The organism is Pradoshia sp. TA40_28 (assembly GCF_059694525.1).
The window spans coordinates 100,318-116,989 of the sequence record NZ_JCATZO010000003.1 but is presented as its reverse complement, the minus strand read 5'-3'; the positions used below and the strand labels follow the sequence as shown (position 1 = coordinate 116,989).

Below are 16,672 nucleotides of genomic sequence, written 5' to 3'. Positions count from 1 at the left end.
AAGAGACTTTGGAAGAAGAGAAGCAGAACGCTAATCCGGAGTGCGGGCAAACCCCGCCGTTTAAACCGCGTTAAGGTTTCTGAGGTGACGAAACAATCATGTTTCGTAATCAGGGTGGTACCGCGAGTCAAGCTCTCGTCCCTGTTTTTGGGATGAGGGCTTTTTTGTGTATAAAAAAGGAGGAGTCAATCAAATGAAGTATATGACTGGGGCAGAAATTCGCCAAATGTTTTTAGATTTCTTTCAGGAAAAGGGTCACAGAATTGAACCGAGTGCATCATTAGTACCGGTAGAAGATCCGACCCTGCTTTGGATCAATTCCGGTGTAGCGACATTAAAAAAATATTTTGATGGCCGAGTTATCCCAGATAACCCTCGGATAACGAATGCTCAAAAATCGATTAGAACAAACGATATTGAGAATGTTGGGAAAACAGCACGACACCATACTTTCTTTGAAATGCTGGGTAACTTTTCAATCGGTGAATATTTCAGAGAAGATGCCATTAAGTGGGGCTGGGAATTATTAACGGATGAGCGTTGGTTTGCAATGCCAAAAGATAAACTCTATATTACCTACTATCCGGCCGATAAGGATACCTATAATGTGTGGAGAAGCTTAGGGGTTCCAAATGATCATTTAATTCCGCTTGAAGATAACTTCTGGGAAATTGGTGAGGGCCCATCTGGACCTGATACTGAAATTTTCTTTGACCGCGGAACAAAATTCGATCCTGAAGATATTGGAATTCGTTTAATAGAAGAAGATATTGAAAATGACCGCTATATTGAAATCTGGAATATTGTGTTATCTCAATTTAATGCAAATCCTGAAATCCCGCGCAGCGAATATCCAGAATTGCCGAAGAAAAACATAGATACAGGCATGGGGCTTGAGCGGATGGCATCCATTTTCCAAAATGGTGACACAAACTTTGATACGGATCTATTCCTGCCAATTATTCATAAAACAGAAGAAATTTCTGGTCAAACATACAGAACAAGCCCAGAAAAAGATGTGGCGTTTCGTGTGATTGCTGACCATATTCGTACCGTCGCATTTGCAATAGGTGATGGGGCGCTTCCATCAAACGAAGGTCGCGGGTATGTATTACGCAGATTACTACGCAGAGCGGTTCGTTTTGCTAAAAAGATTGGCATTAATAAGCCGTTTATGTATGAATTGGTACCAGTAGTGGCAGAGATCATGGTTGATTATTATCCGGAAGTTCAACAGAAAAAAGATTTTATTGCGAAGGTTGTCCGTAATGAAGAGGAACGTTTCCATGAAACATTGCATGATGGCTTAGCGATTCTTTCTGAAGTTATTGTAGCTGAGAAGAAAAGAGGAAGCGATACAGTAAATGGATATGATGTATTCCGTCTCTATGATACTTATGGATTCCCTGTTGAACTGACAGAAGAGTACGCTGAAGATGAGGGCATGAAGATTGACCGCAAAGGTTTCGAAATGGAAATGGACGCTCAACGGACACGTGCGCGTGCTGCACGCCAAGATGTGGATTCTATGCAGGTACAAAGCGGTATCTTAGGAGACATCAAAGTACAAAGTAAATTTGTCGGATATGAAACTCTGCAATGCCCTGCCAAAGTGGAAGCTATCATCAAAAATGGTGAAAAAGTAGATGACGCCATGGCTGGAGAGGAAGTTCAAATCATATTGGATCAAACGCCTTTTTATGCGGAAAGCGGCGGTCAGATTGCGGATAAGGGATTCTTTGAAGGCGATGATCTAAGAGTATTCGTAAAAGATGTTCAAAAGGCGCCGAATGGTCAAAACCTGCATACAGTTATTGTGGAATACGGACTGCTAAAGGAAGGTATGCAAGGCAAAGCGATAGTGGATGAAGCTAATCGTCGTAAGATCATTAAAAATCATACGGCAACACACCTCTTGCATCAGGCATTAAAAGATGTACTGGGAACGCATGTTAACCAGGCTGGTTCATTAGTTAGACCGGATCGACTTCGTTTTGATTTTTCTCATTTTGGACAAGTCACGGAAGATGAACTTGAACAAGTTGAACAAATCGTTAATGATAAAATTTGGAAGAGTATAGACGTAACGATAGAAAATAAAGCGATTGACGAAGCAAAAGCAATGGGTGCAATGGCTCTATTCGGTGAGAAATATGGTGATATTGTACGTGTTGTTCAAGTGGGAGACTATAGCTTGGAGCTATGCGGAGGTTGCCACGTACCTAATACGTCAACGATCGGACTTTTCAAAATTGTATCTGAAGGCGGAATTGGCGCAGGTACAAGAAGAATTGAAGCCGTAACTGGCGAATCTGCTTACCTGCAATTAAAAGAACAAATTGGTGTTCTTCGTCAGGCAGCCGCTAAGGTAAAAGCAAATCCAAAAGATTTGCCGGCAAAAATTGATTCCTTATTAGGTGAACTAAAAGATTCGCAAAAAGAAAACGAATCTTTAGCAGCAAAACTTTCGAATATAGAAGCAGGAAATATCCAATCCAAAGCTGAAACAATCAATGGTGTAACGGTCTTATCTGCAAAGGTACAAGCACAGGATATGAATAATCTGAGAAATATGGCTGATGAATTAAAACAAAAGCTTGGTTCTTCTATTATTGTCCTTGGCAGTACACAAGGAGATAAAGTAAACCTGATTGCGGCTGTGACGAAAGATTTAATTGATCAAGGATATCATGCAGGAAAAATTATTAAAGAGGTTGCTGCGCGCTGCGGAGGCGGCGGAGGCGGACGTCCTGATATGGCACAGGCAGGCGGTAAAAACCCTGCTGATTTAGATGCTGCGCTTGAGTTGGTAAAAGAATTGGTTAACCGCTAAAAAGGGGGGCAAACAGTTTTCCCCCTTCATTTATTAAAATTCGAAGGGCAGCCTATCTCAGGTTAGTCAAGTAATCATTCGAATTTTATTATTCGGTTTAATTAGTGTACAATAAGAGGAACAAGGTAATATAGCTTTTTTGAATGAAAGCGGGGTGCGTTGAAATGAGTTCATTTGATAAAACAATGAAATTTAATTTCCCGGATGATTCCTTCGAACATGATGTAAGGAATGTTTTAATGGAAGTCTATAATGCTTTGAATGAAAAAGGTTATAACCCTATTAATCAGATTGTAGGATATCTTTTATCAGGAGACCCTGCTTATATTCCGCGTCATAAAGATGCACGGAATCTTATTAGAAAGCTTGAAAGAGATGAGATTATAGAAGTTCTGGTCAAATCTTATTTAGAGCACCAACGAGAGGGATAATATGAGAATTGTAGGTCTTGATGTGGGGAGTAAAACTGTGGGAGTCGCCATCAGTGATGAAATGGGATGGACTGCCCAAGGTTTGGAAACCATAGCAATAGACGAAGAGAAAAATCAATTAGGCCTGAAACGTTTAGATGAAATTCTAAAACCTTATAAAGTGGACAAATTTGTCGTAGGTTTGCCTAAGAATATGAATGGGACAATCGGTCCGAGAGGCGAGGCGAGCCAACACTATGCTTCAAAGCTTGAGAAACGATATAAGGTACCAGTCGTTTTGTGGGATGAACGGTTAACCACAATGGCCGCAGAACGCGTTTTATTGGATGCGGATGTCAGCCGTAAAAAACGTAAAAAAGTAATAGATAAAATGGCCGCTACACTTATTCTGCAAGGATATTTAGACAGCGGCAGCAAATAATTTTGAGGTGATCACATGGAAGAGAATATGATAACAATTATTGATGAAGACGGTAACGAACAGTTACATGAAATTTTGCTTACTTTTGATTTAGATGATTATGATAAACAATACGTAGTATTCGCACCAGTAGGAAATGAAGGCGAAGAAGATGATGACCTCATCCATGTAGCTTCTTTTATTCCTGATGAAACAGGTGAAGTTGGAACTTTAAATGATATAGAAGATGATAAAGAATGGGCTATGGTTGAAGAAGTTATTAACACGTTCTTTGACGACGAAGAAGAATAAACATCCATAAAAAAACTCTCCCGACTTTGTCGGGAGAGTTTTTTTATGGATAATGCAAATTTTGCAGAATAATTTAAGGATTATAAATGAACAAATGAAGACCCTTATAATTAAGGGGAATTATGTATGCGAATGGTCGACAATTAATGATAGAAAAGATATTATGTTATAAAAAAGTAAATGTCTATTCATGAAGTATTTTAATATTATCTTGCACTTCTCGGAAAATGTATTATGATAAGCATTGACAGATTCCGCTAATATTTGCAATAAATAAAGAGGGCTATTGTAATAAAATGCCTTAAGGGGGCATCACTTTTGGATAACGAAAAGAATTGGAAGAAAGAACAAATGAGGTTAAAGCTTCTTGAGAGACAAAGTGAAGCTAAAGTTGTGAGAAAGATTGTTGCTATTTCGCTGGCCGTGGGCATCTTAATCTTGGCATTGGCTGGACTTGGCGGATACTTGTACATTTCCTCTGCATTAAAACCTGTAGATCCGGAGAATAAAGATGTAATTAAGGTGGAAATTCCGCGCGGATCCGGAATCAGTTTGATTTCTCAGACATTAGAGGATAATGGAGTCGTCAAAAATGCAAAAGTATTTAAATACTATGTTAAGTTTAAAAATGAATCTGGTTTCCAAGCCGGAACCTATGATTTATCACAATCCATGACGATTCAGGAAATTATCGATTATATCAAAAATGGAAGAGTGGCCGAAACTTATCGGATCACCATTCCTGAAGGTAGAGACCTGCAACAAATTTCGGAAATTATCGCTGATAAAACAGGGAAAAAGTCTAAAGATGTCTTAGCCGTCATCAATAAAAATGGATTTATAAAGGAAATGATGAATACTTATCCGGATTTATTAACGGATGAAATCCTTAATAAAGATATCAGATATCCATTAGAAGGATACTTATATCCGGCAACCTACTCCTTCTATGAGGAAGACCCAAGTGTTGAGTCAATTGTCAGCCAAATGATCAAAAAGTCCAACGATATCATCATGAAGTATAAGGATCAAATGGCTAAGGGGAAATGGACACCGCACGCTCTATTAACAATGGCTTCCTTAATTGAAGAAGAAGCAACGGCAAAAGTGGATCGGGATAAAATATCTGCTGTTTTTAAAAATAGAATAGAAAAAGATATGCCCCTGCAAACAGATCCAACCGTTCTGTATGCATTGGGTGAACATAAGGATCGGGTTACCTACAAAGATTTAGAAGTCGATTCACCTTATAATCTTTATCGTAATAAAGGGTTAACTCCGGGACCTATTGCCAATGCAGGTGAAACATCGATTCAGGCAGCATTACAGCCTGCTGATATCGATGATCTATACTTCCTTGCAACGAAATCAGGAGAAGTACTTTTTAACAAAACACTGGAAGAGCATAATAAAGATAAAGCCGAACATATCACGAATAATTAACCATATTGAGGGGAACGATGGATATAAAGAAACGTTTCGCTTCTTTCCCCTAAATATGCTAAAATATTCAAAGTGCCTAAAATAGTGTTTGTATGTAAAGAAAGCCAGGAGGCTTTCTCATTTTTTTGAATTAAGCAAAGTAAAGGGTTTGGAGGAATGAGGATGAATAAGAATCTTGATGAATATATACAGACTCTTGTACCTTCTCGTAATGCATTGTTGAGTGAAATGGAAGAGTACGCTAAGGATAATGGTGTTCCGATTATGGAGTTAACCGGTATGGAGTCTATGTTACAGATTCTAAAAATCCAAAAACCACGTACTATTTTGGAAATCGGGACGGCCATCGGTTATTCTGCTTTACGAATGGCGTACGCTCTGCCAGGTGCTTCTATACTTACAATCGAAAGAGATGAAGAACGAATAGAAAAAGCGCACCAATTTATTGAAAGAGCAGACATGGGTAACAGAATTAACATTGTGAAAGGCGATGCGCTTGAGACTGAGACGCTCGTATCTCCCGAGGGACCTTTTGATTGTATATTTATTGATGCTGCTAAAGGACAATATAAACGCTTCTTTGAAATATATGAAAAATATTTAAATCAGGGGGGCATCATCCTTTCTGATAATGTTTTGTTTAAAGGCTTGGTTGCTCTTGACCAGGAAGAGATTGATTCAAAGCGCACAAAGAACTTAGTTAATAAAATTAAAGGCTATAATGAATGGCTCATGAACAAAGAAGACTTTGATACAGTTATACTACCAGTTGGGGATGGATTGGCTATCAGTATTAAACGAGGTGAAAGGGCATGAAAAAACCTGAGCTATTAGTTACACCCAAAACGACAGCAGATATAATTCCATTAATTGAAGCAGGTGCAGATGCATTTGTTATTGGTGAACAGCGTTATGGGCTTAGATTAGCAGGAGAGTTTGACAGAGAGGCTGTTAAAGAAGCAATCCGTCTTGCTCATTCAAAAGGTAAAAAAGTATATGTGGCCATGAATGCCATTTTTCATAATGAGAAAGTGGACGAGTTATCCGATTATTTACGATTTCTGGATGAAAATCATGCAGATGCGGTTATATTTGGCGACCCTGCTGTCTTGATGGCAGCGCGTGAAGTAGCACCAGGCTTACCTCTTCACTGGAATACAGAAACGACGGCCACTAACTGGTTCACTTGTAATTACTGGGGAACTAAAGGGGCCAAACGTGCGGTCCTTGCCCGGGAAATTAATATGGATGCCATCGTGGAAATCAAAGAACATGCAGAAGTTGAAATTGAAGTACAGGTGCATGGAATGACAGCGATGTTCCAATCAAAGCGTACCCTTATCGGTAATTATTTTAATTATCAGGGTCGCAATATGAAAGTGGATAGTTTAAAGAATGATAAAGGTTTATTCTTACATGATCCGGAGCGTAATGCCAAGTATCCGATCTTTGAAGATGAAAATGGCACTCATATTATGAGTCCAAATGACATTTGCATTATCGATGAATTGGCAGAAATGCTCGAAGCTGGTGTGGACTCCTTTAAAATTGACGGGATCCTAAAAGATTCTGACTATATTATCGAGGTTACTAAATTGTATCGCCAAGCGATTGATTTATATGCGGTAAATCCGGATCTATACGAAGATAAAAAGGATGACCTGCTGCAAAAAGCTGAAGAACTTCAACCGGCAAACAGAATGCTGGATACAGGTTTCTTTTTTAAAGAGACTGTATATTAACAGGGAATGGAGGATGACCGAAGAATGTCCGTGTCAGAAAATCGAATTTCTCAAGTCATTGACGGGAAACGCGTTATTATAAAAAAACCGGAATTACTGGCTCCTGCCGGTAACCTGGAAAAGTTGAAAATTGCTGTCCGTTATGGTGCTGATGCCGTCTTTATCGGTGGTCAGGAGTATGGGCTGCGCTCCAATGCCGGTAACTTTTCATTAGAAGAAATGAAGGAAGGCGTGGAGTTCGCCAAGCAATATGGGGCAAAAATTTATGTAACAACTAATATTTTTGCACACAATGAGAACATCGAAGGTCTTCCTGAGTACTTAAAAGGTATTGAGGAGGCTGGTGTAACAGGTATAATTGTGGCTGACCCATTAATCATAGAGACATGTAAAAAGGCTGCTCCAAAGCTGGAGATTCATTTGAGCACACAGCAATCTTTATCAAACTGGAAAGCTGTACAGTTTTGGAAAGAAGAAGGGCTGGACCGTGTCGTGTTGGCGCGTGAAACAAGTGGGGAAGAAATAAAGCTTATGAAAGAAAAGGTGGATATTGAAATAGAAACCTTTATTCATGGAGCCATGTGTATTGCCTATTCCGGGCGTTGTACGCTATCTAACCATATGACAGCTCGTGATTCTAACCGAGGCGGCTGCTGTCAATCATGCAGATGGGATTATCACTTATATGCCAATACTGAAGATGGTGAGAAACCATTATTTGAAGAAGAAGATGAAGCGTTTGCGATGAGTCCTAAGGATTTAAAGCTGGTTGAATCGATTCCAACAATGATTGAAATGGGAATTGACAGCTTAAAAATCGAAGGGCGTATGAAATCCATTCACTACATCGCAACAGTTGTCAGTGTATATCGTAAGGTCATTGATGCCTATTGTGCAGACCCAGACAACTTCGTCTTTAAAGAAGAATGGATTAGAGAGCTCGATAAGTGTGCGAATCGTGAAACAGCTCCTGCTTTCTTTGAAGGTGTACCAAGCCATAAAGAGCAAATGTTTGGCAATCATAATAATAAAACTACACATGATTTTGCTGGACTTGTCTTATCGTATGATGAGCATACATCTATAGTCACATTACAGCAAAGAAATTACTTTAAACCGGGAGATGAAATTGAATTTTTCGGACCTAATATCGAAAACTTCACTCAAACAGTCGGTACAATCTGGGATGAGGATGGCAATGAATTAGATGCTGCCAGACACCCGCTTATGACAGTCCGTTTGAAGGTAAATCAACCGGTTCATCCATATGATATGATGAGGAAGGAGAACTAAAAAATGACTAAGCCAATTGTAATTGGGGTTGCAGGAGGCTCGGGTTCGGGGAAAACGAGTGTAACTAAAGCAATCTATGAACAATTCAAGGGCCATTCCATCATGATCCTTGAACAAGATTATTATTATAAAGATCAAAGCCATCTACCTTTTGAGGAACGATTAAAAACGAATTATGATCACCCATTGGCTTTCGATAATGATCTTTTGCTGGAGCATATTAACAAACTGCTCAAATACGAAGAAATTGAAAAGCCAGTCTATGACTATGCTATGCATACACGTTCCAGTGAAGTCATTCGGGTTGAACCAAAGGATGTTATTATCCTTGAGGGAATCTTAGTACTTGAAGATGAGCGATTACGCGATATAATGGATATTAAGCTATTTGTAGATACCGATGCAGATCTTCGTATTATCCGTCGCCTAATGCGTGATATAAAAGAACGAGGCCGTTCGATTGACTCTGTGATTGAACAATACACATCTGTGGTTCGACCTATGCACAATCAATTTATAGAGCCAACTAAGCGCTATGCGGATATTATCATTCCTGAGGGTGGACACAATCATGTGGCTATTGATTTAATGGTAACTAAAATCCAAACCATATTAGAACAAAAATCAATGATCTAAGATAGTATTGTTTTATATGGATTACCAGTAAAATAACAAAAAAGTTATCCATTTTTGAAAAAATTTTGATAAAATCAATAGACAAATCTATAAAAAGAAACTAAGCTAACAATGAGTGCAAATTGCGCGTTCGAATATGAACGCGCAATTCCTATACCAACAATACGGTATATACATAGTTGTTAAGTGCATATATATACACATGGATCACCTAAAAGCAGATCGTGCAGGGTGAAAGTACAGAAGGAGTGAAATTTTTTGGGTACTGAAAAAGTATTTCCTATGACTAAAGAAGGAAAAGAAAAGTTAGAAAAAGAATTAGAACATTTTAAAACAGTTAAACGTAAAGAGGTAGTTGAACGGATTAAGATTGCCCGCAGTTTTGGGGACTTATCTGAAAACTCCGAGTATGATTCTGCTAAGGAAGAGCAAGCATTTGTAGAAGGACGTATTACCACACTCGAAAATATGATTCGAAATGCGCAAATTATTGAGTCCGATGCAACACAGGATGGAAAAGTAACATTGGGCAAATCGGTAACATTTAAAGAACTGCCTGACGGTGAAGAAGAAACTTATACAATTGTCGGTTCTGCTGAAGCAGACCCATTTGAGTCTAAAATTTCAAACGATTCTCCCATTGCCCGCAGCCTAATGGGTAAAAAACCTGGTGATGAAGTAACAGTTTCAACTCCTGGTGGTGATATGGAAGTCGTTATCGTTTCCGTTCAATAATCTAAACTTTAAAGAAAATCACAAGAAAGCGCCCAATTATGATGTGACCCCTAAAAGTTAGAGTTTTTATTAAGCAGCTAATTGGCTGGTGTGAAGACGGTATTCAACCGGGCTCATGCCAGCCAATTTTACTTTAATACGTCTGTAATTATAATAATGGATATATTCTTTAATCATCTTTTCAAGTTCCTCAAAAGAACATAATGCTTCTCCGTGATACATCTCTTGTTTCAATAAACCAAAAAAGTTTTCCATTGGTGCGTTATCCAAACAGTTCCCTTTCCGGGACATACTTTGGAATACCTTGTTATTCTTAAGAGTTTTCACCCATGCATTATGTTGATAGTGCCATCCCTGATCAGAATGAACTGTTGTTCTGTAGGGATTGCCTTTTACAATTTCCAACACTTCTTCAAGAGGCTTAAAGGCAATTTCTAAGGTTGGACGCTGGCCTATTCCATAAGAAAGTATTTCGCCATTGAATAAATCCATGATGGGATTTAGGTAAAGCTCTACGCCACCTTTACATTTAAACTCGGTCATGTCTGTGGTCAATTTTTGATGGCAAACATTCGTGTGAAAACGTCGTTGAATACGGTTTTTAGCAACGGTACCAACATTTCCTTTATAAGAACTGTACCGGCGTGATTTCCTTCGGAATTTATCTCCTTTGAGCCCAAGTTTCTTCATGAGACGCTGCACCTTCTTATGATTCACTTGAATTCCTCTGTTCCTCAATTCCAAGTGGATTCGACGGTATCCATAGTTACCATGATTCTCTCCGAAAATAGTTTGAATGCATTCTTCAAGTTCCTGATTTGGATTCTCTTTATCCATCATTTTTATATGATAATGATAAGTGGACTCAGGTAAATCAACAATCTGTAACACATCTTTTAATCGGTAGTTTTCTTTGAGTTCGAATGATAACGCCGTCTGTGCTTTTCGAGATAGCCTTCCGGATCCATCCGAAAAGCTCTCAACTTTTTTAAGTAATCATTCTCCAAGCGAAGGAGTTCATTTTCTCGCTCCAATTTTTGTTCGTACGTCATATCTTTTTGTTCTTTGTTTTTATTTATCCTCTTATTCTTTGCTTTATCAGACATGAGTGGCCGTCCTTTCGGTTTATCCAGTGCTTCAGTTCCACCCTCATGCAAAGCCTTCTTTCACATATTAATCATTGGAGGATTCGTGATTCCGAAATGCAGGGCAGTATCTATTTCTGAAAAACCTTTTCTTTTCATAAAGCTTAATACATCTACCTTGAATTGAACAGAATAACCACTCTTTTGTTTCTTCCTTTTCAATCCTTCTTCTCCGAATCTTTCATAGATTTTCACCCATCTTACAATCTGGGTATGAGACTTAACGCCATACTTTCGAGCCAAAAGCTTATATCCTAATTTTCCCTCTAGATATTCATTGATAATCAGTAATTTAAAACTCTCATCATATTTAGCCATAAATAAACACCCCAAAAGTTAGATTTTTTTCACTCTAACTTTTGGGGTGCAGCACAATTAAGGGTGCTTTTTTATTTTATTCTAGCTGGTTTGAAATAAGCTTGCCCCGTCGAAACTGGTAGGGTAAGGGGTGTGTTTATGAAAAAAAGAATAATAGGGATTGGAATTGTTTTTCTAGTACTGTTTAGCTTATTAACAGCCCAGCTCATTCATATACAGTTAGTAAAGCCAAAGGAATATTCTAAGCATGGGATAAATTTATTAGAAAATAGCGTGAAACAAAGAATAGATGAAATTACTTTGGACGATGGAAGAGGTGGATTCCTTGATCGAGAGGGTAAGCCAATCTCTTATCAAGAAAAATCGGTTCTGGTGATGTTCCCATTCGTTAAACATTTACAATGGCCTGCAGATAAATTGGCAGCCATTCTTGGGGTCGATAAAGAAGTATTGTTGAAAAGGCTTGAGGAAGAAGAAGAACCATTTATTTTTGAAAATGAAACCATAAAAGAATTAACAGCAGGTCAAATCGTACAAATTAACAATCTTCATATTCCGGGAATTATTGGCGTAAAGAAGAAAGGAGAAATTTCTAATCCGCCAGCAGGACATCTTCTTGGCTCCTTAACATTAAATAAGGAAGACATTGATACTGCAAATGAAAATGGATTTACTCCAGTAAATTATCAAACAAAAGTGGGGAAAACTGGATTGCAAAAAGCTTTTCAGATTTTTTTACAAGGAAATGGAAGTAAAAAATTGGTTTATCATAAAGCAGCTAATGGCCTGCCTATGTTTGGGGTAGATATCCGATATTTAGATGAAAGTCAATCTGGTGAAAGAATTAATATTCAAACTACCCTCGATCAGGATTATCAAAGACTTGCAGAGCAAATAGCTAAAAATAATGGAATGAAAAAAGGTGGAATCGTCCTTCTAGATGTAAAGACCAATGATATCTTGGCCATGGCGTCCGTGACGGGCGGGCATGAAAAAACAAATAGTATGGGCAACCATAATCTAATGATTATGCCTCAGACTCCCGGTTCAGTCTTTAAGACGGTTATCGCGGCGGCTGCCATAGAAGAAGGGTTGCCTCTGAATGGCAGACAATTTAACGGTAATTTAGATCATTTAGATCGGCCTGTAGATATAAATTCTGGAAGGTTACTCGGAAGTATCGATTTTAAAACTGGCTTTGCCTTAAGCAGCAATCAGGTGTTTGGAGTATTGGGAAAAGAATTGGCAAAAAAAAATCCAAATCTCATGGAACAATATGCCGAACGACTCGGTTTAATCAATCTTAATGGGTGGACAGGGAGTGTGTTCCATACATCTGTCATTAAACAACTGCCGGAGGAAAAAGTCGGTGTTATATGGTCAGAATCATCCATGAATAAAGACGAAAATTTTGTAGCTAATACTTCGATTGGCCAATTAAATGTTAAAGTGACTCCTCTAGCCATCGCCAATATGATGGCCACGATTGCCAGAGGGGGTGAAAGGAAAATGGCGAGGGCTGCATCAAAGGCAGTAGACCATGATGGATTAACCATTGCCTCATTTAAAGAAAAGGGGATAGAGGGTAAAACCATTTCGAAAATGACAGCCAGTAAAGTACAGCAATTATTAAGGGGGGTCGTTACAACGACCGGGAAGTATGCGACTGCAGGAAATCTAAATACGGCCAAGTATGAGGTTGCCGGTAAATCAGGGACAGCTGAAATTGGTGTAAAAGAAGATAAATCAAAACAAATGTATAATAAATGGTTTGCTGGATATTTTCCATTTCACCAACCAAAGTATGCTATGGTGATTGTCAATTTAGATACTGTTGGAAATTCAGGTGCAGTAACCCCTTTGTATTTGCAAATGGTCAACGGAATCCATGCCATTAATCAAAAAAGAGGAACAGAATAATATATGGCGAAAAATAGAATAACTTTTAGTGTTTACCTATCCATGTTAAAATAATCTTTATTAAAAATATTAGGGGGAAGTGTATATGGATAGGCAAGATAAATATTCTTCGCGTATGACTAAACGTAAGGATAAAAAGGTAAATAAAGTCTACAATATACTAATTACAGTTGTCGTTCTCCTTATTATCGTGGTTGGAGCTGCTATATTTTTAGGAAACAATGATGAACCGGTAAGTCAGAAAACAAATGCAAATTCTGCGAATGAACAATCGGCAAGTAATAAAGAAGAGGAAGCGGACAACCAGGAAACAGCAACTAATGAGGATGAGCAATCCACTGAGGATGAGGAAGAAGGAAGTCAGGATCAAGAGAAGGATCAAGACTCTTCAAAATCAGAAGAAGATACGGATACAGTAGAATCAGAGAAAGTTGAAGAAGAAGGATCTGACGAAAACGTTGAAGAAGCATACTCTGATCCTTCATGGAAACCCGTTGGGACAGAACAAAGCGGAGAGCATGTGACGCAATATGAAAAAGGTTCCACAGATTGGAATGAAATGGAACGTGCTATTGCTTATGGTGCAGGCATCGACCAAAGCAATATGACTCTATGGTATTTAGAAAATGGCGGTGAACCAAATAAAGCCATTGGAACCGTATCTCCTAAAGATGGATCAAGCACATATCGTGTATATATCCAATGGGTTGATGGAGAAGGATGGAAACCAACGAAGGTAGAAAAACTTCTTAAGAATGATAAAGCAAGTTAACCTATTACACTACTTTAAAAGGCTGCCAAAAATGGCAGCCCTTTTTGTTTTATTTAGCTTTAATACAGGCTTGTCTTATGCTCCCTCGAGGGTCTACAGGATGTAGGCCATGAAGACGTTGACACAGGAAGTGACGCTCTTAGTCTTTGGCCCTTAACCCTCCCTACGTGACTTCTCTTATGCTTGTCGGAGCTGCCCAGTCGCCTCAGCTTTTTAGATAATCTAGCTTCAGGGCCTAGGAGCTCAGGACATAAGCAAAGTCACTGCGGGGGAGACCATCCCCTACGTGCCTTTGTCTTATGCTCCTCGCTCCTGATCAAGGCCCTTCAGCTTTTTAGTTAATCTAGCTTCAGGGCCTAGGAGCTCAGGACATAAGCAAATACTCTGCGCGAGGGAAGAGCACCTCGCTTCGTGCCTTTGTCTTATGCTCCTCGCTCCTGATCAAGGCCCTTCAGCTTTTTAGTTAATCCAGCTTCAGGGCCTAGGAGCTCAGGACATAAGCAAAGTCACTGCGGGGGAGACCATCCCCTACGTGCCTTTGTCTTATGCTCCTCGCTCCTGAGCAAGGCCCTTCAGCTTTTTAGTTAATCCAGCTTCGGCTCCTAGGAGCTCGAGTCATAAGCAAATACTCTGCGGGAGAAGAACCCTCCCTCCGAGTATTCGTCTTATGCTTGTCGCTCCTGAGCAGTCGCCTCAGCTTTTTAGTTAATCTAGCTTCAACGGGCTAGAAGCTTAGGACATAAGCATGGTCTCTGCGGGAGGAAAGAACACCTCCCTCTGAGCCCCTGTCTTATGCTCCTCGCTTCTGGGCGAGCCGTTTCAGCTTTTTAGTTTATAGTGTACTGCTGCTGTGTAGGTTGGTTTGCCTTCGGGGGTGGTGTAGATTTGGTGGGATACATTATGTACAGATAGCATGATTGCTTTGTTTTGATCTATTTTTTGTTGGATTTTCTTTTCAAGGTCTTGAAGAGAGGAAGCCTCAAAAAATTCCACTTTGTCTTCGATCAGGTCTAATTTAAATTCCACGTTTTATGCCTCCTTCATTTTCAAATTTAGTCTATCAAAAATACAACGAATACACTAGTTCCGAGACAGAAATGAGTACCTGTTTCTGAGGAAGAATTGTGGTATTATGATACTATTGTCATTAACTTTTAATTTTAAAGGAGCTATATAGATGAAAATTGCTATCATAGGTGCAATGGAAGAAGAAGTTGCATATTTGCGTGAGAATATAGAGAATGCCGAGTCTGTTGTCATTGCCAATACTGAATATACATCCGGGCAGATGTATGGGGTTGATGTTGTTTTATTGAAATCCGGTATAGGAAAAGTCAACGCAGCAATGGGGACAGCAGTCCTGCTTGAAAAATACAAGCCTGACTATATCATAAACACAGGTTCTGCAGGTGGCTATAATCCCGACTTAAACGTAGGAGATATGGTTATTTCAACTGAGGTACGTCACCATGATGTGGACGTTACGGCATTTGACTATGAGTATGGTCAGGTTCCTCAATTGCCAGCAGCCTTTATTGCAGATGAAAGCCTAGTAGCGCTTGCGGAGAAAGTTGCAGGAAGTATTGAGGGAGTAGGCGTTGGAAAAGGCTTAATAGCGACTGGTGATGTATTTATGTCTGATCCTGAGCGTGTACGTTTTGTCAGAGAAAAGTTTCCAGAATTACAGGCTGTTGAAATGGAAGCGGCAGCTATTGCTCAGGTAGCTTTTCAATTTAATATTCCATTCGTTGTCACACGAGCATTAAGTGATATCGCTGGGAAAGAATCCGACCTCTCATTTGATCAATTCTTGGAAAAAGCTGCTCTGCATTCAGCTCAACTGGCAATGGGTATTGTAAAAGAATTAGCCTAATATCAAAAACTCTGTCTTACACCCGAGACAGAGTTTTTTAATACTCACTAATCAGATACTAAACGGTTGGTTAATCTTACAACTTAGTTGAATAGTATGATCGTGCAATGAGCAATGGTTTGTCTTCCATATATTTATATTAGAAGTATAGGAGATAACATGTTACTGTATTACTAGTTTTAATAGAAAGGTGGTAGTTCCCTTGAAAGAAAAAATGATAGATTATAAACGTTTTGGTACAACGCTCCTTATTTTCGCTGTTTTTCTTTTTTTGGGATCCATATTACCAAAAGAAGATATGAGTGAAGTTGTGAAAGAATATTTAACTTTTGCTACTGCAGGAGTATTGGCATTATCCACGTTATTTTTTGCTCTATCGAAAAAGTATGGGAAATTAATACAAGATGAAGAATAGTTTTTATAAATGATAGGTCAACTCCATATAGTGAGTTGGCTTTTTTGTTGTAAAAATAAAAAGGTATGTCTGTTAAATTTGAAAACTAAATTGGAAGGATTAGCCTATCAAATAAAATCGATAATCATTGATTGAGGCTTACAGTAAAGTTTTTGATATCAGCAAAGTTGTATCTTGGTAAATTCCGATCATCTTTTGTCGCTGTATGGTAAATCTATTATTGACATTGATAATCATTATCACTAATATAATTATATTAAAATAATAAAATAGGTGGTTTTGATTGATGTTACTGGCTATACATAAGATTTCTCTTTTAATATGCTTAGTTTTTGGAGTCGTATACTTATTTAAAGAAAATGTACGAATAAAATTTGTTCACAAATGGAGTGGGATTATAACAT

At 38.7% G+C, this 16,672-nt stretch carries 17 protein-coding genes and 1 pseudogene; 14 read left to right on the top strand and 4 right to left on the bottom strand.

The window, feature by feature from the left end:
* Nucleotides 1-193: 193 nt before the first annotated feature.
* The 10 genes from alaS to greA all read left to right on the top strand — a co-directional run bounded on the left by alaS (nucleotide 194) and on the right by greA (nucleotide 9,825).
* Nucleotides 194-2,833: an alanine--tRNA ligase gene (alaS, locus tag AC58NB_RS04710; protein ID WP_497425670.1), complete on the top strand. Its 2,640-nt coding sequence runs from the start codon at nucleotides 194-196 to the stop codon at nucleotides 2,831-2,833.
* A gap of 164 nt (nucleotides 2,834-2,997) precedes the next feature.
* Nucleotides 2,998-3,264, top strand: a complete 267-nt coding sequence (locus AC58NB_RS04705) for an IreB family regulatory phosphoprotein (RefSeq protein WP_497425669.1) — start codon at nucleotides 2,998-3,000, stop codon at nucleotides 3,262-3,264.
* A gap of 1 nt (nucleotide 3,265) precedes the next feature.
* The gene (ruvX, locus tag AC58NB_RS04700) at nucleotides 3,266-3,685 is read left to right on the top strand and encodes a Holliday junction resolvase RuvX (protein WP_497425668.1); all 420 of its coding nucleotides are present in this window, start codon (nucleotides 3,266-3,268) and stop codon (nucleotides 3,683-3,685) included.
* A gap of 15 nt (nucleotides 3,686-3,700) precedes the next feature.
* Nucleotides 3,701-3,976 (top strand): DUF1292 domain-containing protein, encoded by a 276-nt coding sequence (locus tag AC58NB_RS04695; protein ID WP_497425667.1) that lies wholly within the window; start codon nucleotides 3,701-3,703, stop codon nucleotides 3,974-3,976.
* A 351-nt stretch (nucleotides 3,977-4,327) separates the two neighbouring features.
* Nucleotides 4,328-5,419, top strand: coding sequence for an endolytic transglycosylase MltG (mltG, locus tag AC58NB_RS04690; RefSeq protein ID WP_497425908.1), 1,092 nt, complete (start codon nucleotides 4,328-4,330; stop codon nucleotides 5,417-5,419).
* A gap of 156 nt (nucleotides 5,420-5,575) precedes the next feature.
* On the top strand, nucleotides 5,576-6,235 hold the full coding sequence (locus tag AC58NB_RS04685) for an O-methyltransferase (RefSeq protein WP_497425666.1): 660 nt from the start codon (nucleotides 5,576-5,578) through the stop codon (nucleotides 6,233-6,235).
* Nucleotides 6,232-7,161, top strand: a complete 930-nt coding sequence (locus tag AC58NB_RS04680) for a peptidase U32 family protein (protein WP_497425665.1) — start codon at nucleotides 6,232-6,234, stop codon at nucleotides 7,159-7,161. The genes AC58NB_RS04685 and AC58NB_RS04680 overlap by 4 nt, the downstream gene beginning before the upstream one ends.
* Nucleotides 7,162-7,185: 24 nt before the next feature.
* Entirely contained in the window at nucleotides 7,186-8,454 is a 1,269-nt protein-coding gene (locus tag AC58NB_RS04675) for a peptidase U32 family protein (protein WP_497425664.1), read from the top strand.
* 3 nt (nucleotides 8,455-8,457) lie between these two features.
* Nucleotides 8,458-9,090: a uridine kinase gene (gene udk / locus AC58NB_RS04670; RefSeq protein ID WP_497425663.1), complete on the top strand. Its 633-nt coding sequence runs from the start codon at nucleotides 8,458-8,460 to the stop codon at nucleotides 9,088-9,090.
* 258 nt (nucleotides 9,091-9,348) lie between these two features.
* Nucleotides 9,349-9,825, top strand: a complete 477-nt coding sequence (gene greA / locus AC58NB_RS04665) for a transcription elongation factor GreA (protein WP_497425662.1) — start codon at nucleotides 9,349-9,351, stop codon at nucleotides 9,823-9,825.
* Between the two features lie 69 nt (nucleotides 9,826-9,894).
* Here greA and AC58NB_RS04660 read toward each other — a convergent pair.
* The 3 genes and pseudogenes from AC58NB_RS04660 to AC58NB_RS04650 all read right to left on the bottom strand — a co-directional run.
* Nucleotides 9,895-10,758, bottom strand: a pseudogene (locus AC58NB_RS04660) (IS3 family transposase); the annotation flags it as partial.
* Entirely contained in the window at nucleotides 10,722-10,931 is a 210-nt protein-coding gene (locus AC58NB_RS04655; protein ID WP_497425661.1) for a hypothetical protein, read from the bottom strand. The pseudogene AC58NB_RS04660 and the gene AC58NB_RS04655, both read right to left, overlap by 37 nt.
* Before the next feature lie 60 nt (nucleotides 10,932-10,991).
* Nucleotides 10,992-11,288, bottom strand: a complete 297-nt coding sequence (locus tag AC58NB_RS04650) for a transposase (RefSeq protein WP_497425660.1) — start codon at nucleotides 11,286-11,288, stop codon at nucleotides 10,992-10,994.
* A gap of 138 nt (nucleotides 11,289-11,426) precedes the next feature.
* On the opposite strand from AC58NB_RS04650, the gene AC58NB_RS04645 reads away from it, so the two are divergent.
* Together AC58NB_RS04645 and AC58NB_RS04640 are read left to right on the top strand one after the other, a co-directional pair.
* Entirely contained in the window at nucleotides 11,427-13,208 is a 1,782-nt protein-coding gene (locus AC58NB_RS04645) for a peptidoglycan D,D-transpeptidase FtsI family protein (RefSeq protein ID WP_497425659.1), read from the top strand.
* 85 nt (nucleotides 13,209-13,293) lie between these two features.
* Complete coding sequence (locus tag AC58NB_RS04640) at nucleotides 13,294-13,980, top strand: YrrS family protein (protein ID WP_497425658.1); 687 nt, start codon at nucleotides 13,294-13,296, stop codon at nucleotides 13,978-13,980.
* 819 nt (nucleotides 13,981-14,799) lie between these two features.
* On the opposite strand, the gene AC58NB_RS04635 is transcribed toward AC58NB_RS04640, so the two are convergent.
* Nucleotides 14,800-15,006, bottom strand: coding sequence for a DUF2536 family protein (locus tag AC58NB_RS04635; RefSeq protein ID WP_497425657.1), 207 nt, complete (start codon nucleotides 15,004-15,006; stop codon nucleotides 14,800-14,802).
* Nucleotides 15,007-15,157: 151 nt separating this feature from the next.
* Between AC58NB_RS04635 and mtnN the strand changes: the two genes are divergently transcribed.
* Both mtnN and AC58NB_RS04625 read left to right on the top strand, forming a co-directional pair.
* A complete protein-coding gene (mtnN, locus tag AC58NB_RS04630; RefSeq protein ID WP_497425656.1) occupies nucleotides 15,158-15,853 on the top strand; it encodes a 5'-methylthioadenosine/S-adenosylhomocysteine nucleosidase in 696 nt (231 codons plus the stop codon).
* Nucleotides 15,854-16,055: 202 nt separating this feature from the next.
* Nucleotides 16,056-16,268, top strand: coding sequence for a YrhC family protein (locus AC58NB_RS04625; RefSeq protein ID WP_497425655.1), 213 nt, complete (start codon nucleotides 16,056-16,058; stop codon nucleotides 16,266-16,268).
* Nucleotides 16,269-16,672 lie beyond the last annotated feature (404 nt).